The organism is Spirosoma horti (assembly GCF_054776595.1).
Genome location: NZ_BAAHBQ010000018.1, coordinates 1 through 16,179, shown reverse-complemented (window position 1 = coordinate 16,179; position 16,179 = coordinate 1). Strand labels below are relative to the sequence as shown.

The following is a 16,179-nucleotide window of genomic DNA, read 5'->3' as shown; positions in this document are numbered from 1 at the left end:
AAAATTACTGAAATTAATTCGACGAAAGAATTGACGCTTCGTCCTCCCTCGCTTGAGCAGCTTTCTGACTTTATCGAGCAGGCTAAAACATTACCCGCAGGACTGGAATACTGATTGACACTGTGTATGGCTTAATCAAACAAAAAGAAGGAAATATTCATTCGTGGGGTAGTGCTGCGGAAAGGATGAACAAGTCGCATCCTTTCCGCAGCACTACCCCACGAATGAATATTTCCAGGACTTCCCTACTGTTTGATCAACCTAATGGTTTTGGTCTGGCTAGGTGTACTCACCTGCAACAAATAGGTGCCGGGTTCTTGATTGTCCAGACGCATCGATTCCTGATTCGACGAATCGCCCACCTGGATTTGACGATCTATAACCGTGCGACCCTTCAAATCAAGCAGCCATAACCGAACGGGTTGACCACTGGCCCCGTCGATGGTCACGGTAAACTGCTCTTGTACTGGATTGGGATAGGCCTTGACCTGTAACCGCCCCTCCAGCCCGGCTTCTTCGGCCGCTAAACGCGCCTGTGGATCGGGAGTTGAGGAGATGGATTGCGCCGTCGCTGGATTATTGTTGGGTGAGGTGACGACAATGGCCGTGGTCCAGTAATTCTCTAACGAAGGTTCCCCCACGGCAACAAACTGGTTGGCACTGTGCATGAGGCTCCACAGATGAACCGTAGTCCCGGACTCACGGGCCGTCCATCCGAAACCATTTGGTGAGGTGTAAATTTTTCCGTCGAGACCAACCGCTACGAACTGGTTGTTGGCAAAGATGACATGATTAAAATGGACAGAATTTCCCAGGGATAGTCCCAGCCAGACCGTGAGTCCATCAATCCGATAGAGCACCACGCCATCATAACCAACGGCTACCCACTTGCCATTACCGTAGGCAACGCTCTTTAGCTCCTTATCAGTAATGGATGGATGAATTGTCCAGATAAGGCCGTTAGATGAGGTCGCGATAGCGCCGGATTGACCCACGGCGGTAAACTGCCCATTAGCGTAACTAAGTCCCTTAAAATTTTTGGCCAGCCCCGTATAGAGTGAATTCCAGATTTTCCCGTCGTTCGAGCGGGCCAGAAAGCCATTCTCTCCGATGGCAATAAACTGCCCGCCCCCGTAGGCAACCGCATTTAGCGTTTTTCCCATGACTAGCTGGCGAAACTCCCAGACCTTGCCATCGGTGGAGGTTTGAATGAGGCCATCCTCACCAACGGCGACAAACAGGCCATTGCCAAAGGCAACGTCATTAAACTGCCGGGCTCCGTTGGGCACATGAATCGTTTCGCCAACGGTGTAATTGATCCCATCCACCGAGGTGATGGCTAAGTTGGACCTATAGGCGTTATAAATGGTCGAGTAAGCCCCTACGGCTACGTATCGGCCATTGCCAAAGGCAGCCCCGTACAAGGCAGTCGTCGGATCAACGGTAAGGGGATTCCAGAGGTACCCATTCGACGAAGAGCGGATGGTGGCGTCTTCCCCCACCACAAAATACTTGCCCTGCAGATACCGCACGGCGATCAAATCTGCGTTCGTGCCGGAGGAGCTAGCTGTCCAGGTTATGCCGTCTGTCGATGTATATATATAGCCATGTAAAGAGGCTAAAGCCACATACTTGTTCAATGCCGAATTATACGCTACGCCTGTTAAGTAGTGCGCCGGCCCGTCAAAAAGATGGGGCGTCCAGATTATTCCATCGGTTGAGGTAAGTACGGAGTAACCATCCCCCACGGCAACGAAAAGTCCGTTGGGTCCGACCGTGACACCTCCCAAACTATAGAGGCCGGGTAACTTTCTGGTGGTCCAGGTTATGCCATCCGGTGAGGTTATCAGAAACCCCACACCCACAGCGACAAACTGCTTGCCCCCATAGACGACTCCAGTAAACATATTGGTTGCACCCGATACCCGTTTTGTCCAGGTGATCCCATCGGTTGAGGTGATCAGTATACCATTTCTGCCTGCGGCAACAAACGTTCCTCCGCCATAAGCAATGGTCTGTAGAGGCTGGACCGTGCCGGAATTTTGCTTGGTCCAGGTCAGGCCATTAGGAGAGGTCATTATACCGCCCTTGTAGCCCACCACCACAAACTGGTTTTTGGCATAGACTATACCACTTAACCCCTCCCACTGGAGCGGCCCTTGCGGCTGAGTCGTCCAGGATACGCCATCCGTAGAAACGCGTGTCAAGCCATAATCGCCAACAGTTACATAGCGCCCCGCTCCGTAGGCCATATCAAATAAATAATTACGATTCGGTAACTGGGGCTGGGCAGTCCAGTTAGTCTGGGCGCTGGCGGTAAACCCTGTCAACCCTAGCAAGCTGCTAAACAACAACTGGTATACCCAAGTTGGCCAGCCCGACGGAGGGGAAACCGCATCCTGTCGTTTTTGATACTCGACCCATTGGGTTACGAAAATGGCGTTAAGCAGCCCCAGAGCAGGAGCCAGCAGGTCAAAAAGGATTGTAGTGGGTCGGCATACGCTTAATTTTTTCATGATGATTCGTTTGTAATTTGAAGGGGGAATTGTAACTGGATGGGGTTTACAAAGCGACAGCGTTCGCTGAGTCGCTTGATTGGGCAAAGCTGGCCCCGGTATGGGTTACTTTTCAAAAGTTTCAATCCGAGAAGTGGCATTTTACCAGTTGAATTGCCGTCAATCAGCAATAAACCGATGTTACTCTTGTAGCTGTACGGGGTTCGTCGGTTTGAAGAATAGCGACTAAATAGGCCAAATTATGAAGAGAGTACCTGAGGGTGTTGAACACCTGAACACATACCGTAAGCTTAGGTCTAAACAGGAGCCGCTCGACGCCGACAACCTAACCCGGCTTATTGAGCAGCACCCACCTATGCCGAATGCCTGAATCGGTTACGTATAGTTGCCTGGGGCAAGAGCTTGAAAGTAGTGGCGGCAGAAAAAGGCATATCAGTCCAGTCGATCCTGAAAGATCGCAGATTGTACGAACTGAAAAACTACCCCTGTTCGCAATGTTATGACCGTTTACTCAACACTGGGGATAGCCAACATTCGTACGAAATGTTCCACCTACAATGCCTAATTCGCTCGTTAATAGTTGTTAAGTAATTTTTACTGAAACAAGATCGGCTGATGGGCGGATAGTTCGTAATTTGCCTGAAGTAGGATGAACAGCCGTCGCAATCAAAGAGCGTTTTAGGAGAAGGAGTAATTAAAGTGTATTGACAAGATATGAGTTGTTCCGGTTTAACGTAACGGCATTCCTTAATCTCGGCAATCAGCAAGCAGGTAAAACAGTCGTCGAGACCATTCATCCCGTTGGGTCAACGACTCACGCTAACTTACACCCTCCCCGCCGGTTGGTTAGCACCATCAAGGGCGTTGGAGTGGTTTATAAGCCATCCAGTCTACTTCCAGTTGATAGGGGTTTTTGGGCGCTTCCGTTGAGTGCGGATTGGTCTCAACCGACCAGTTATTAGTATGCCAGAAATTCATCCGGTAGCGCGATGCGTTCTGGGGAATACCTAATGATGAGCCCTGGTAATCCCATAGCACGAGTTTTTCCCCCGTGGTGGGGTGAAGCATCCACCAGCGAAGCCGGTCAGGATACCAGTCAAAGCCGTAGGTATAAAACTGCGAGGAGGCATCGTAGCCGGGTAAAGGGGGCAGCCTTTGGGGCTGATTCTGCTCGCCCTTCAGGGGAGTGGGTGTGCCATCGTAGTTGATTTTTTGCTCGGTGGCATAAATAATGCCTTTGGCTAGATTGATTGTGCGGCCAACCCGTTGCAGGGCGCCGGCATGTCCGGTCCAGGTGCCGATGTAAATAATGGTGGGATCAGCAATGAGCCACTCAATATCAATCTCGCTCAGGCCGGGAATACTATCCATGTGGTAGGTGAAGTATCCTACCACGGCCCCAACATTCGGTTGTAGAGTCGTCACGGCGGGCACCTTGAGACGAGCCGAATACGTACCGAAATGGGTAAAATTGGTGGAGATAATTTCAGGTCCCTTCCCCGCCCCGGGGGCTTCATCCGGATTGATCCTGAAGGAAAGAATGGTGGTTTTGGGCTCGGTTGAAGAAGAAATACCCTGAGTGTACTTGAAAGGGAGTTTTTGTCCCGTCGAGCCGTAGCTGAAATAAGGAGAAGTTGAATTATTGAATTCTTCTGTAAAGGCTTTCTGAAGGGGTTTAGGCTGGGCCCTGGCAGACAAACTGACTAGAACGAAGAGTATGAAAAGGTTTTTCATCTGAGAAGCGTCTGTATTTTTATCAAAATTTCCAAACCTAGATAAACCATGATCCGCGCCACCCGTATCGCTTGCATACTATAGAGTTTAGCTAGGTGCTAAAGCTACCACTGAAACCTTAATTTTGACTCATCAAAGGGCGACCGTTGGTAATTATGTGGCTAAGCGTGCGTCTTTTGTCTCTCTTAACTTAAATAAGCTGCCGATCAGCGTAAGCAATTAATCACTTATAAACCATCCAAAAATCGACGCTCGCCAGTAGAAATTATATACCGATTGGACACAACCGGTCAACGCTTTTGAAAGGTGTCAAATTCTATACAGTCTATTCACAATTGAAACTTTGTATCACATTCAGGAGCGTTTGAAGCGATCGGGAAGTTGAAGTAAATCTACTGAAGTACAGATTCCGACTGCTCGGTGGGCCCCAAGACTAAGCTATATACGGCGGCTCACTTCGTAGCCTATAGATGTCAACCAACGAAGGGGTTGGTGAGTCAGAGACCTTACCCCGTTAAGGTAAAAATGTATCAACCAGCGTATCGGTTAATTGATGGCTTGTCCAACCAGCCCACAAGCTTTTTGCCTTTAGAACGGCCCAAGCCATCAGGCCCGCTCCCAAAGCGATCCCTATACTCTTTTCGGTTACCCCATGAGCCAGGCCGAACACCACCGACGTCCATACAACAGCCCACAGTTTAGTCCAATATTTAACGCAACAAGCCAGGAGCAAGCCCCGACAAATAAGTTCTTCATATAGGTTCGTGACCCCATTTACGCTGTATCGATATACGTCTATTTGGTAAGTGAATGCGTGGCCACTCGCTGCCATCAGTAGTAAGGGGACAGCGGCCAGTAGTAGGCCGCTAATGAGTCCATATTTTAACGAGGCCAACTTAAACCTAGTCGTCCCACTCCACTGCTCCTGGTAATCTATGTTTAGTAGATACTTGCCAATCAACACCAGAGCCAGTGATAAGGGAAGTAGTCCAAGAAGCCCATTTCCATAATCATAAAAGAGTAAATGATTTATTCTATCCGGAAAGCCCAACCACTGGATCACAACTGGTCTACCAACTTGAAGTCCATAAAATCCAGCGAAAATGAAACTACTTAACCAAAATGGGATATCAAATTTGTCATTCAGTACTCGTCTCCTACCCAATACAAACAGAGACAGACTTACCAATAAGAGGCAGAAAGACACGACTAAATAGTCATTCATGGTTTTGAGTTAATGAATAATTGGGCCCGTTTGCCCTCCCTGAGTTCGAGTAAGCAAGAAGATCTGTTTCTGAGAAACCGTATTTTCTACTTCGGCAGGGGCTCCGGTGGGCGTTTGGGTCGTCAGGAAAACGTACGACAACTGAACCAGAAGAAACAGCACAATACTTAATCCTGTATTGAGGTAAGATGCCCCCAGAGTTACCAAAAAGAAGCCCACCTGAATAAACATTCTTCGTTCGACCAGCGTGACGATGTGTGGATCCAGTTTTGGCTGTTTATAGGTAGCATATTTAATACGGTCGGTTTTAAAGCTTTTTTTTCTGTTTTCTGCTTGGCTCATTCCGTAGGATTGTGCTCATAAAGTACGCCACTAATCACGATTTCATCAAACAGTTTTCCTTTCTAATTTCTTGCTAGTTCACTGGATCAAAACCACTCATTCCAGAAGAAGATACTGGATTGTTCCTTCGTCTCAGGTGGGAGCCTATTTTGAGATTCTAAAATGCATGTTCGCCACACCAGTTGAACCTTTACCAGCTGTCAGGTGCCGCCGTGCCTACGGCCAATTGCATTTATCGGAAGCAGTTCGTCGGTAAAGTGTTCCGTTCGCTTTGGCTGTGCAAACTTGTCCGCATTATACGCTTCTGAATTACCCCGGGGAATGGATAAGCTCATCCACTTCTCGTTGCAAACCATCTTGCCGATGAAGACAATTTGACCCACATGATACGGATAGTGAGCCAATTGGCGATTGATGGCTTCAACGACCGAGTGGCCCATGTTGCGAATGAAAATTTCTTGCTGGAAGTCTTCTCGCTGTAGCCCATCGAGCGTCGTGAGCAGACAGTCCCAGCCAGCCTGCCAACGGGCCATTACCTGGTCTCTGGTCTGCATATCATTCTCAAACTCGCTCTCTCGGTTACGCCACTCCTTTTCCCCATCAGTATGCAGAAAATCGGTCCATCGGGACAGCATATTGCCCCAGAGGTGTTTGACGATGAGGGCAATACTATTACTCTCCTCATTGTACTGCCAGAATAAGGCTTCGTCGGATACCTGACTCATGGTTTGCTCGCCAAGTAACTTGTAATAGGCAAACTGCTTTTTAGCACTGGTTAGGTAGTCTACTGTCAGATCGTTAGTTGGGTGTTGCGCCATAGGTGTGGCTAGTTAAGGTTGTCTGGGGAATTCTACGGTAACCAAAGTACGAAAGTAGAGGCTAAATGCTGTTGCCTGTAGCGCCATTTCCTTAAAGTACATTATTATCTCATGGATGAGCCTTTATCGAGATGAATACAACTACGTGTTAGTTGCAAAATCAATTGCACTTTTATCCCAAGTGGCGGCAGTAGTCAGCGCATTAATAACCTCCTCGGGGCGTTCTACAAATGACCACATTGCTAAATGCTTTTCATGCATAAAGTTTTCCTGTACGCACCGGTCTAACATCTCCCGTAGCGGGTCATAAAACCCTTTGGTATTCAGGATAACAATAGGTTTGGTAAACTGGCCTAATCGCTTCAGGGTGATTGCCTCTAGTAACTCCTCTAGTGTACCGCTCCCGCCTGGCAGCGTCACCAGCCCATCAATACCTTCTAGGAATTTGGCTTTCCGTTCGTGCATGGTCTCGGTAAACTCAAAGTCCGTAACGTTTTTGTGGGCCCATTCGACTTCATTCATGAAGCGAGGCATAATGCCTTTAATCTTACCACCATTCAACAAAATGGTATCAGCCAGCTTACCCATTAACCCGATGGCGCCACCACCATATATGACCTCTATGTTGGCTTTAACCAGTTCCCTAGCAAGTGTTTCGGTAGCCTCAAAGTAAGCCCTATCGATTTTGGCACTAGAAGCGCAGTACACGCATACTTTCATACTTCTTTAAATTTTGGTACTGTTGTCAATCACTTACAGGTTAGCTAAAGTACAAACTTTAGGCCAAATATTGTTTCCGTAATCGCCCGTTTAAAGAGGCAGATCTATGACCGCTTCGTTGTCTCAATTAGAAGGGTTTTGTGCGATGGATTATTCTCATCCCGCCTTTTAAACAAAGTATATTGCGCCTTTTGAACAAAGCTGTACCACCTGTTTAACCCGAATTTTGGGTCATTAAACCAAAAGCAGATGACTACAAATTCAAATTCCGAAAAAGCAGTACTGGTAACCGGTGGATCAGGTTTTATTGCTGTCCATTGCATCCTCCAGTTGTTACAGGCTGGTTACCAAGTACGAACAACACTGCGGTCTTTAAACCGGGAAGCCGAAGTAAGAGCCATGCTTAAAGAAGGGGGCAGCGATGCGGGTAAGCGATTAACCTTTGTCGAGGCTGATCTGTCCGCCGATGGGCAATGGAACCAAGTGGTGAGCAACTGCACCTACGTGCTGCACGTTGCGTCACCTACCCCTATTCTAACCTATAAACATGAGGATGAAATGATCATCCCGGCGCGAGAGGGCGTACTACGCGTCCTAAGGGCTTCCAGAGATGCAAGGGTAAAGCGCGTGGTGTTGACCTCGGCCATTGGGGCTATTGTATACGGCCACCCCCCACAAACAGCCCCTTATGACGAAACGAGTTGGACTAATGTCGCCGGGAAAGCACCCGCTTACCAGAAATCAAAAACACTGGCTGAACGGGCAGCTTGGGAGTTTATTAAACAGGAAGGCGACGGACTGGAGCTTTCGGCTATCAACCCGGTAACCGTCATGGGTCCGGTATGGGGGCCTGATTATTCGCATTCGATCCATCTAATCAAAAATTTATTGACCGGCAAAATGCCCGGCTGTCCCAAGATTAACTCCGGTTTTGTTGATGTCCGCGATGTCGCTGACCTGCACCTGCGGGCTATGACACATCCCGCAGCCAAAGGCGAACGTTTTATTGCCACGGCAGGTGAAAGTGTCTGGCTAATCGAAATCGCTAAAATCCTGAAAACGCACCTAGGTCCGAACGCCAGCAAAATCAACGCCAGAGAGCTTCCCAATGCCTTGCTGCGTATTGCCGCCCTGAAAGATCCGATGGTTAAATCGATGATCCCGTTGCTGGGCCGAATGATGAACGTGACCAGCGCCAAGGCGATCCACCTGCTGGACTGGTCACCCCGTTCTACCGAAGAGGCCGTATTGGCTACCGCCGAGAGCCTGATTCGGCTGCGGCTGTTGGATCAATAATTGTGTACCTTTAATCACATGGAAGTAGCCGACGTATTTATTGCCTGTAAAAAAGAAGCTCACTACAGCCGGGAACTGGTACTACCGCAACCGGCCTTAGTGCGTGTCGTTTCTGGCGAAGTCAGGATCGTGGCGGCCGAACGAAGTTACTCCTTTTGTGCCGGTGATACGGTGCTATTCCCTCGTAATCAGTTGGGTAGAATGAGCAAACTTCCGCTGGAGGGGGAGCCCTGTATTACCATTTCCGTACTTTTTCGGCAGGAAAGGCGACAACATTATTATGCTCACAACCCGCCCAAGCTGCCGGCCCAGCCTGATCGTCAGCCAAAACGATTTCAGGCACATCCCTTGCTGACGAGCTTATTTAATTCCTTGTTGCCTTATTTCGAACTGGCTGATGCGTTGCCCGCCGATATCGCGGTTAGTAAGGTTGACGAAGCGATCCGGGTAATGCGCGCCCTTGATAAGGACGTTGACGGGCTGCTGAGCCATTTTGAGGAGCCCGGCAAGCTGGACCTGGTCGATTTTATGGAGCGGAATTATATGTTCAACCTGCCACTGGAAAAGTTTGGGTATCTGACGGGTCGAAGCTTAACCTCATTTAAAAAGGATTTCCACAAAGCGTTTAACAACTCACCCGGCCGGTGGCTCACCCAGAAGCGGCTGGAGTTGGCGCATTATCAAATCGTCGAGAAGAAAAGGAAACCATCCGAAGTGTATCTGGAAGTAGGTTTCGAAGACCTTTCTCATTTTTCTTTCGCCTTTAAGAAGAATTTTGGTTACAATCCAACCAACTTTTCAAATGTGCTCTGAACGGACAGACTATGTCTTACTTATTTTTTGCTAAACGCCCTATTTATGGATATAAAAATAGCTACCGTCTCAAGTGGGAGCGTTTGTTGAGATCAACGGCAACCCGTCTATTTAGCCCAGTTGATAACTTACGAGCCTATTCATCCTCTTATTCTAAAGACCGATAGGAATAGGAATACGCTAGTCCCCAACTGCCTACCAACGCGCTAACTAAAACCCACTCGGTGAGCCCAAACAGAATCAACAAGAGTACTACCACGAAGAGGCCAAACACAATTCGTAAATACGAGTCCATCCGCTGACCAAGCGGGTAGAGCAAAGCACGAAACAACAGCAGTTGGCTAATCGTCAGAAAAAGACAGAGAAGTCCCTCACGCCAAGCACTCAGCGTGAAAAGCAATATGACCTCGGGTAGTAGCAGTAAACTGTATAAGGCACATTGTTGACCGTAGCGTTGCCAGTGGCTAGAAGGAAAGTTTCGGGCGAAACGAAGGTAAAATGATTCAAACGCACTCGACTCATAGATGAGTAGAACATGCGCTAGGGCGATACATAGACTAATCAGACCAAATAGACGAATATCGGTATGAGAGTCGGAAAAAATACGCAACAGGAGCACTAGGCTGATCGCTGAGATACACTTGCTCACCAGATAAGTAACTCGCTTTTTGTGAATAACTTCATAGAAGAATAAACTAAATAGGGGCTTCGGCCAGCGCCTTAGCCCCATCCGTCTATCGTTATCCACTGGCTTGGTGACTGTCCTGTTGATCAAGTGCGTGTAGAAGAAGGCATTGGCCGCAATAAGGGCGGTTAGATACATGGGGATCACCAGCGGAATGATCCAGTGTCCGTAAACCAGGCCGATGATCATGGCAAATACGCCTAAGCTGATAGTGGGTAGCGAGATGATCAACTGGACAATTGACCAGGCTATAAGCTGATTAGCTTGGCTGAAGGCGTTACTACTATAAAACAAAAAGTGAGCATCCACCTCCTTTAGCCGCCTGGCGACGTACTGCCCGCTTTTCAGGTTGTAAACCAACCAAAGGCTAAACAAAAAGAACACGCCCAGCGGCTCGCTCACGGTGGTCAGTACAAGTTTCAAGGCATTCCGAATGATCTGCTCCTGAGTTAGATGCGTTTGGTTTAGAACAGGGGTGTAGAAGAAATTAATAAAAATCAGGATAAATAGGGCAACTAGTAAACCAGTATGGGCCTGGTAAAAGCCTTTGGCCATGATGGTGATTAATACACGGGTTAGCGGTCTTCTCATACAGGGAGCCGTAAGGTGTTATGCTCAACAAATAGGTTTTGTAACACGGGCAAAGCCTCCCCAGTAAACGATTGATGAGAGGATAACAAAAAGGTGGTTCCCTGCTGGTAGTACTGGTTGGCAATCCAGGTATATAGGACGGGCAATGAATCAGCGTCGAGGGTCGTTAGCGGTTCGTCCAACAAGATACACGCAGGTTGTCCCAGGAATGCCAACACTAGAGCCAGCTTTTTCAGCATCCCGCTGGAATAGGTGCTCACTGGATCGCCGATGAAGGTGGTCATCTGCATACTTTCCAGATAGTAGTCCTGCTGATGGGGTGGCGCTTTTTTGGCAGCCCTAAACAAGTCAACTAACTCGACTCCAGTTAAAAAATCGGGGAATATAGGTTCCGCTTCGGCGAAGTTGACCAACCGGCGATAAGCCGTTGGTTGTTGCTTGAGACTAATTTGTTGGTGGAGAATACTATCGCCCTCGAAAGCGATTATACCGGCCAGTGCTTTGAGCAGTGTGCTCTTACCTGAACCGTTTACGCCTTGTAGCCAATAGATGCCGGGCGAAATGACAACGTTGTCTACCTGAAGAGCTACATAGCGATTGTATACTTTTCTAAACTTCTTGATGTGCAACATGTAGAAATAAGCAAAAGGCTGGCTGTGCCGAGGGGTTCATCAGCTCATTCATACCTTTTAGCGAGTCTTTTTTGAGCGAATGTATTCTAGTGGCCTGATAGATTTTGTAAAAATCGACAAGCGGCCTAAAACCAGGACAGTAGGAGCAGGGGTATGCCACCATTTATTCACCTGCCACTCAATCGTATTTCAATCAGATTGAGCTAATCCTCAATATATCGAATCTCAAAAAGGCTCTTTAAACACGACTGACGCAACTAAATAAATTTTCCATCGTCTCACTTGGGAGCATATTAAGAGATTATTACACACATATGGTTTGGGGTATTCTCTGATGGAACTATCTTTTTCAGGACGCGCCCCCCGGGATAATGTTTCTTGACTTTTCTGTCCAGAAAAAGATAACAAGTCAATGCCGTAGAGGAAAGTTTTTTTAAGACGCTGAAGTCAGAGCTGGTCTATCAGCAAGTTTTTCAAAGCCGGGCGATTGCTAAGCAGTCAATATTTGAATACGTGGAGATTTGGTACAATCGCCAGCGAAGGCATTCGGCGCTGGGTTACCTTTCCCCTTTTGACTATTATAATGGGCAACTGCTAAATGTTGCTTAAAGATTTATCCAGTATTTTGTTGCAAGTCCAGAATTAATGAGCAGACGCATGAATAATTCGTCGTTTCAGGCAAGAGCCTATTCAGGAACGATTACTCGTCTCAGGTAGGAGCGTTTGTTGAGAATATAAAATTGGTCAAATATAATCAAGGTCAATAAGACTGACTGGTAGGGCAGTACTTGCCCCATAGGCTTGTTGTTAATTGGCTTCCCCCTAAACACCCCATCAAGTTAACGCCTATCCAAGCCGGTAGCCGACATCACCCACCAAACTAACACATCCTTTCGACAATCTGTATAACAACTTGATTTGTTGAGGTAACGTGAAAATTAGATGGGTTCAAGCTAGGCGCTAACTATTGCCAACTTCCCCCTTCAAGGTTGCTTTTACTTTTATCCTGTGATGTTGCCCCCAATCAGCCATTTCCCACAGGATAGGCCGCAAGGTCTGACCATAATCGGTCAGCGCGTATTCCACCGTGACCGGTTTGGTAGGCTGCACCGTGCGACTGATTAATCCGTTGATCTCCAGCTCCTGTAACTCCTTGGACAGCATTTTGGAGCCAATCCCTTTCACTTCCCGCATTAAGTCCATGAACCGTTTGTCGCCGAAGCTCAAGCACCCAATGATGGTGATCTTCCATTTGCCGCTTAAAATATCCATCGTATCATGGATAGCTTTCAGCTGACTGGGACAGTGCAGCGGCTTTTGATCAATAAATACTTTCTTGTTCATCCGTCTTGGCGCAACGTAGTTTCTGGAAGGAAACTACTTTCTAAAGGGAAACCCATTCCCTGAGTAAAGTTCGTTCATCTAGCTTTGTTAAAAAAGAGAGCTCATGAAAATAGATTTGACGCAGAAGGTTGCCCTCGTTACCGGCAGCTCAAAGGGTATTGGCGCTGCCATAGCAAAAGAACTTGCCGCCTGTGGCGCGATTGTCATTGTTACCTATCATTCGGCGGCAAGCGATGCAGAAGGCGTGGTCAACGCCATCCGGGAGACAGGCGGACAGGCCATTGCCCTTCAGGCCGATATGGCCCAGCATGCCGATATTATTGATTTGTTAAAACAGGTGAAGGAGGGGTTTGGCCAGCTGGATGTGCTGGTGAATAATGCTGGGATCGCCCGATTCGGCCCCATTGAAGCGGTTAGGGAGGAAGATTTTCTGGAACAGTACCGGGTCAATGTGTTAGGTCCCCTGCTGACGATCCAGGAGTCGTTGAAGTATTTTCCCCAAACAGGAGGTAGCATTGTCAATATCAGTTCAGTAGGCGGACAGAATCCAGGGCCCTACACCAGTATTTATTCCTCATCGAAGGCGGCCCTAAACGCCTTAACCGTTTCTTTATCCAGAGAACTGGTGAACCGCCGCATCCGGGTCAATACGGTGGCACCGGGCCCAACGGATACCGAGGGGTCAAAGGCGCTGGGCCTGGCCGGCAGTGCCATCGAAAAGGCCATGATTGCCGCTATACCCATGGGTAGGTTCGGCAAACCAACTGAAATAGCCCCAGCTGTAGCTTTCCTGGCATCGGATAACGCGGGCTGGATCACGGGTGAAAAATTAGCTGTTTCGGGAGGAATGCGCTAAAATGGATACTACTTTAGCGAGCAGCTAGGGGTGCTAAAGACAAGCCCCCTAGCTGTCGGGTAAGGATGTCTCCTTAAGCTAAACTATTAATCCAGATTGGTACCTTGTTAATCGTTAGCTATATTTTGGGCTCAAAACGACACTGTTTTACCCTACTTTCTATGTAAGAAACAGATACTTAGATCTCTCTTCGTCTCGCTTGGGAGCGTTTAAAGAGACAGCTAATTTTATTATCTGTCTAGTCCATCAGTCGCATACGCATTGACCAGCAACCACTTTTTATGCCCACTCAGGGATAAAACTTCCCTAAACTAATTGCTGACTTCGATAAGCTTTTCACGGTATAGATTGTCTAGAAACAGCGTTAACTCATCTTGGCAAACGGCGGGTTCTACATCGAATTCTTCAAGCAGTTGTGCCCGAATTTCGTCAATCAGCCTGCTTTATTGTCTTGTAAAAGCGCCCAGATAAACCCGCCAACTTCATTCAATTCGTAATAACTAACGGCCTCATAATTCAACAGAATGGTTTCGTTACCGAGTACGGAGGAGGACTGGTTTGGAAGTAATTGAACGCTGTATTAAGCGTAAGGGGCCTAGATATACGAATTGAATCCGATTGAAGTTAATCAAAAGAGCTTGATTCGCCAAGGTGAAGGCAAATCAAGCTCAAAAGTAGGTTTAATTGAAAAAACTAAGCGAATGTTCCGAAGCCATCTACGGCCGATCCACTCTTTAAGGTTAGTTTTTTTACGCTACCCAGCGCTTTTAGCTTGGGCGTTTTGTAGGCTTTTTTTGGCGTAGGAGCCGATATATGTACAGTCTTTGTAGTCATGAGACAAGAAAAGTAAATGTGGTGAAATGAGTAAGTTGGCAGCCTTGCTTATTGAACAACGATGCGATGCTGGCGCGTCTGTCCCCGCTCTTCCACGGTAAGTACATAAACACCAGCCGATAACTTACCCGTTGCTTTCAATAGCAGGTTACCCGATTGAATACCCGTTTTCTGGAATGACATTGGCCGACCATCCGCACCAAAGAAACCGACCGTTGCTGTTTCGGGCTCGTCTAACCGAAGCGTAAACTGACCATCACTCACCACCGGGTTCGGATACACCCCGTAGGCTTCTTCCCGCAGAACAACAGCTGCTACGGGGAAAGCCGTTGCTTTACCGCTCAGATCCGTTTGGGTCAATCGGTAATAGCTAGTGCCTGAGTAAGGCGTCTGATCAATCAACTGGTAATTTTTCAGCGAATTGCTCGGAGCCGCCAGTTCACTTACTTCACCTACGAACTCAAAATGTTTGAGATCTTTACTGCGCTCAACCAGAAAGCCTTTGTTGTTAGTTTCCATGGACGTTTTCCACGATACGGCTACCGTACGATTTTCCTGTGCTTTCGCAGCGAACGAAACCAGCGCTACGGGCAGAGGGCCTGTAACCGTGATTGTTGCGGTAGCGTCATCATCACCGGAAATATTGGTACCGAGCGCTGGACTTGAACTGGCATTTATGTTTATGGGAGCCGATGGAGTGGGTTGTACCCCCAGCACGTTTATGGTAATAACGTAATTAGCGTTTCCCGGAACAGGTCCTGTACTACTAATCAGTGTGATGGTTTGACCATTAACAGGGTCATAAGGGTCAACTGTCGTTACAATGTTCGGGGCCGATGGACTGATAGAGGTAGAAACGACGCCAATATTAGGAGGTAGCTTAATTAGGTAACGAGCATTGTTGCCTTGAGGGATAACTGTAGAGCTACCGTTTCCAAAGTTAGCACTGATAGTTCCACTACCGCCCGTTGCCAAAATGGATGGATTAACGACAAAACCGCCAACTGATGGGTCTTGTGCGTAGCAGGTAGACAAACCACCCAGGATCATTGAGAATACTAGTAAAACTTTTCTGGTCATAATTGTTAATGTTTACTACTTGAGTTTAGATCGTGACAATACTGTTAGCAGTTTAGCGGTTCTATTAAGCAGCCTTACGGTGCCAGAATTGACAATTCAGGCTATCAAGCCGATTTAGATCAACTGAGCCATCAATGCTAAGTTGACTATATAGCGTCTTCCATATTCGGTGGTTGGCTTGCCGACGTACCAACGCGTTCATTGAGTTGAGGAGTGAAGCACCTGCCGCCTGCAACAGCCGGGCCACATTGACCCCACTCAAAGTGGCGTTTAAGTGGTAGTCCAACTTAACATCACTACGTGCCTGGCACTGACTAAAACCTGTGAACTGCTTAGCGTCCCGAAACAACAACTCGATTTGAAAACGCAAGTGATAGTAGTGGGCAATCTGACTGGCCGATTGATATTCATCAGTCGAAGCCAGTAGGACATACTTTTGGTGGCGCATGTCCAGCAACAGCACGACCTGCAGGTTACGCCCGAAGTGCTTCGAGTAAGACAAAGCACTGTAAAGGGTCATGTAAGCATGGATGGGGCGTATGCTCCGGATAGTTGTTGACACTTATTATGTACGATACGACGAAATTACCTGTAGTACTCTTACTAAAAGTTAACGGTAAAGAGTAGCAGCCGCAACCGTTGAGTCCTTACAACGAGTTGAGGATGCGGGCGTAAATGTTGTTGGTTGGGTTG

General features: G+C 47.7%; 18 protein-coding genes and 1 pseudogene. 5 read left to right on the top strand and 14 right to left on the bottom strand.

The features are described 5' to 3' along the window. Positions 1–245: 245 nt before the first annotated feature. On the bottom strand, positions 246–2,516 hold the full coding sequence (locus ACYVAM_RS31510) for a T9SS type A sorting domain-containing protein (RefSeq protein WP_461074134.1): 2,271 nt from the start codon (positions 2,514–2,516) through the stop codon (positions 246–248). Between the two features lie 241 nt (positions 2,517–2,757). On the opposite strand from ACYVAM_RS31510, the gene ACYVAM_RS31505 reads away from it, so the two are divergent. Then, positions 2,758–2,886: a hypothetical protein gene (locus ACYVAM_RS31505; RefSeq protein ID WP_461074133.1), complete on the top strand. Its 129-nt coding sequence runs from the start codon at positions 2,758–2,760 to the stop codon at positions 2,884–2,886. A 485-nt stretch (positions 2,887–3,371) separates the two neighbouring features. On the opposite strand, the gene ACYVAM_RS31500 is transcribed toward ACYVAM_RS31505, so the two are convergent. The 5 genes from ACYVAM_RS31500 to ACYVAM_RS31480 form a co-directional block, all read right to left on the bottom strand. Further along, complete coding sequence (locus ACYVAM_RS31500; RefSeq protein WP_461074132.1) at positions 3,372–4,250, bottom strand: glycoside hydrolase family 16 protein; 879 nt, start codon at positions 4,248–4,250, stop codon at positions 3,372–3,374. A gap of 514 nt (positions 4,251–4,764) precedes the next feature. Further along, positions 4,765–5,475 (bottom strand): lysostaphin resistance A-like protein, encoded by a 711-nt coding sequence (locus ACYVAM_RS31495; protein WP_461074131.1) that lies wholly within the window; start codon positions 5,473–5,475, stop codon positions 4,765–4,767. A 9-nt stretch (positions 5,476–5,484) separates the two neighbouring features. Beyond that, positions 5,485–5,817 (bottom strand): hypothetical protein, encoded by a 333-nt coding sequence (locus ACYVAM_RS31490; RefSeq protein WP_461074130.1) that lies wholly within the window; start codon positions 5,815–5,817, stop codon positions 5,485–5,487. 200 nt (positions 5,818–6,017) lie between these two features. Further along, positions 6,018–6,635, bottom strand: coding sequence for a DUF1572 family protein (locus tag ACYVAM_RS31485; RefSeq protein WP_461074129.1), 618 nt, complete (start codon positions 6,633–6,635; stop codon positions 6,018–6,020). A gap of 141 nt (positions 6,636–6,776) precedes the next feature. Beyond that, positions 6,777–7,355 (bottom strand): LOG family protein, encoded by a 579-nt coding sequence (locus ACYVAM_RS31480; protein ID WP_461074128.1) that lies wholly within the window; start codon positions 7,353–7,355, stop codon positions 6,777–6,779. Between the two features lie 249 nt (positions 7,356–7,604). Between ACYVAM_RS31480 and ACYVAM_RS31475 the strand changes: the two genes are divergently transcribed. Further along, positions 7,605–8,651, top strand: coding sequence for an SDR family oxidoreductase (locus ACYVAM_RS31475; protein WP_461074127.1), 1,047 nt, complete (start codon positions 7,605–7,607; stop codon positions 8,649–8,651). Between the two features lie 18 nt (positions 8,652–8,669). Then, the gene (locus tag ACYVAM_RS31470; RefSeq protein WP_461074126.1) at positions 8,670–9,464 is read left to right on the top strand and encodes a helix-turn-helix domain-containing protein; all 795 of its coding nucleotides are present in this window, start codon (positions 8,670–8,672) and stop codon (positions 9,462–9,464) included. A gap of 148 nt (positions 9,465–9,612) precedes the next feature. Here the strand turns inward: ACYVAM_RS31470 and ACYVAM_RS31465 are convergent, their stop codons facing one another. After that, a complete protein-coding gene (locus tag ACYVAM_RS31465) occupies positions 9,613–10,740 on the bottom strand; it encodes a hypothetical protein (RefSeq protein ID WP_461074125.1) in 1,128 nt (375 codons plus the stop codon). Beyond that, the gene (locus ACYVAM_RS31460; protein ID WP_461074124.1) at positions 10,737–11,372 is read right to left on the bottom strand and encodes an ABC transporter ATP-binding protein; all 636 of its coding nucleotides are present in this window, start codon (positions 11,370–11,372) and stop codon (positions 10,737–10,739) included. The genes ACYVAM_RS31465 and ACYVAM_RS31460 overlap by 4 nt, the downstream gene beginning before the upstream one ends. A gap of 411 nt (positions 11,373–11,783) precedes the next feature. On the opposite strand from ACYVAM_RS31460, the pseudogene ACYVAM_RS31455 reads away from it, so the two are divergent. Continuing rightward, positions 11,784–11,981: pseudogene (locus tag ACYVAM_RS31455) on the top strand (IS3 family transposase); the annotation flags it as partial. Positions 11,982–12,332: 351 nt separating this feature from the next. Here ACYVAM_RS31455 and ACYVAM_RS31450 read toward each other — a convergent pair. Then, positions 12,333–12,716 carry a winged helix-turn-helix transcriptional regulator gene (locus ACYVAM_RS31450; protein ID WP_461074123.1) on the bottom strand — a complete coding sequence of 128 codons (384 nt, stop codon included), beginning with the start codon at positions 12,714–12,716 and terminating at the stop codon, positions 12,333–12,335. A gap of 103 nt (positions 12,717–12,819) precedes the next feature. Between ACYVAM_RS31450 and ACYVAM_RS31445 the strand changes: the two genes are divergently transcribed. Next, a complete protein-coding gene (locus tag ACYVAM_RS31445) occupies positions 12,820–13,572 on the top strand; it encodes an SDR family NAD(P)-dependent oxidoreductase (protein WP_461074122.1) in 753 nt (250 codons plus the stop codon). A gap of 311 nt (positions 13,573–13,883) precedes the next feature. Here ACYVAM_RS31445 and ACYVAM_RS31440 read toward each other — a convergent pair whose 3' ends face one another. The 5 genes from ACYVAM_RS31440 to ACYVAM_RS31420 all read right to left on the bottom strand — a co-directional run bounded on the left by ACYVAM_RS31440 (position 13,884) and on the right by ACYVAM_RS31420 (position 16,006). After that, positions 13,884–13,985 (bottom strand): hypothetical protein, encoded by a 102-nt coding sequence (locus ACYVAM_RS31440; RefSeq protein WP_461074136.1) that lies wholly within the window; start codon positions 13,983–13,985, stop codon positions 13,884–13,886. Positions 13,986–14,005: 20 nt separating this feature from the next. Then, a complete protein-coding gene (locus ACYVAM_RS31435) occupies positions 14,006–14,092 on the bottom strand; it encodes a PqqD family peptide modification chaperone (protein ID WP_461074135.1) in 87 nt (28 codons plus the stop codon). A gap of 173 nt (positions 14,093–14,265) precedes the next feature. Beyond that, positions 14,266–14,406: a hypothetical protein gene (locus ACYVAM_RS31430; protein ID WP_461074121.1), complete on the bottom strand. Its 141-nt coding sequence runs from the start codon at positions 14,404–14,406 to the stop codon at positions 14,266–14,268. A 48-nt stretch (positions 14,407–14,454) separates the two neighbouring features. Then, complete coding sequence (locus ACYVAM_RS31425) at positions 14,455–15,486, bottom strand: T9SS type A sorting domain-containing protein (protein WP_461074120.1); 1,032 nt, start codon at positions 15,484–15,486, stop codon at positions 14,455–14,457. A 64-nt stretch (positions 15,487–15,550) separates the two neighbouring features. Then, positions 15,551–16,006, bottom strand: coding sequence for a transposase (locus ACYVAM_RS31420; protein WP_461074119.1), 456 nt, complete (start codon positions 16,004–16,006; stop codon positions 15,551–15,553). Between the last annotated feature and the right edge of the window lie 173 nt (positions 16,007–16,179).

Coding starts and splice junctions, on each gene's coding strand:
- ACYVAM_RS31475 (WP_461074127.1), top strand. CDS start 7,605: ATGACTACAAATTCAAATTCCGAAAAAGCAGTACTGGTAACCGGTGGA.
- ACYVAM_RS31495 (WP_461074131.1), bottom strand. CDS start 5,475: ATGAATGACTATTTAGTCGTGTCTTTCTGCCTCTTATTGGTAAGTCTG.
- ACYVAM_RS31445 (WP_461074122.1), top strand. CDS start 12,820: ATGAAAATAGATTTGACGCAGAAGGTTGCCCTCGTTACCGGCAGCTCA.
- ACYVAM_RS31500 (WP_461074132.1), bottom strand. CDS start 4,250: ATGAAAAACCTTTTCATACTCTTCGTTCTAGTCAGTTTGTCTGCCAGG.
- ACYVAM_RS31420 (WP_461074119.1), bottom strand. CDS start 16,006: ATGACCCTTTACAGTGCTTTGTCTTACTCGAAGCACTTCGGGCGTAAC.
- ACYVAM_RS31470 (WP_461074126.1), top strand. CDS start 8,670: ATGGAAGTAGCCGACGTATTTATTGCCTGTAAAAAAGAAGCTCACTAC.
- ACYVAM_RS31430 (WP_461074121.1), bottom strand. CDS start 14,406: ATGACTACAAAGACTGTACATATATCGGCTCCTACGCCAAAAAAAGCC.
- ACYVAM_RS31465 (WP_461074125.1), bottom strand. CDS start 10,740: ATGAGAAGACCGCTAACCCGTGTATTAATCACCATCATGGCCAAAGGC.
- ACYVAM_RS31505 (WP_461074133.1), top strand. CDS start 2,758: ATGAAGAGAGTACCTGAGGGTGTTGAACACCTGAACACATACCGTAAG.
- ACYVAM_RS31480 (WP_461074128.1), bottom strand. CDS start 7,355: ATGAAAGTATGCGTGTACTGCGCTTCTAGTGCCAAAATCGATAGGGCT.
- ACYVAM_RS31425 (WP_461074120.1), bottom strand. CDS start 15,486: ATGACCAGAAAAGTTTTACTAGTATTCTCAATGATCCTGGGTGGTTTG.
- ACYVAM_RS31485 (WP_461074129.1), bottom strand. CDS start 6,635: ATGGCGCAACACCCAACTAACGATCTGACAGTAGACTACCTAACCAGT.
- ACYVAM_RS31450 (WP_461074123.1), bottom strand. CDS start 12,716: ATGAACAAGAAAGTATTTATTGATCAAAAGCCGCTGCACTGTCCCAGT.
- ACYVAM_RS31490 (WP_461074130.1), bottom strand. CDS start 5,817: ATGAGCCAAGCAGAAAACAGAAAAAAAAGCTTTAAAACCGACCGTATT.
- ACYVAM_RS31460 (WP_461074124.1), bottom strand. CDS start 11,372: ATGTTGCACATCAAGAAGTTTAGAAAAGTATACAATCGCTATGTAGCT.
- ACYVAM_RS31510 (WP_461074134.1), bottom strand. CDS start 2,516: ATGAAAAAATTAAGCGTATGCCGACCCACTACAATCCTTTTTGACCTG.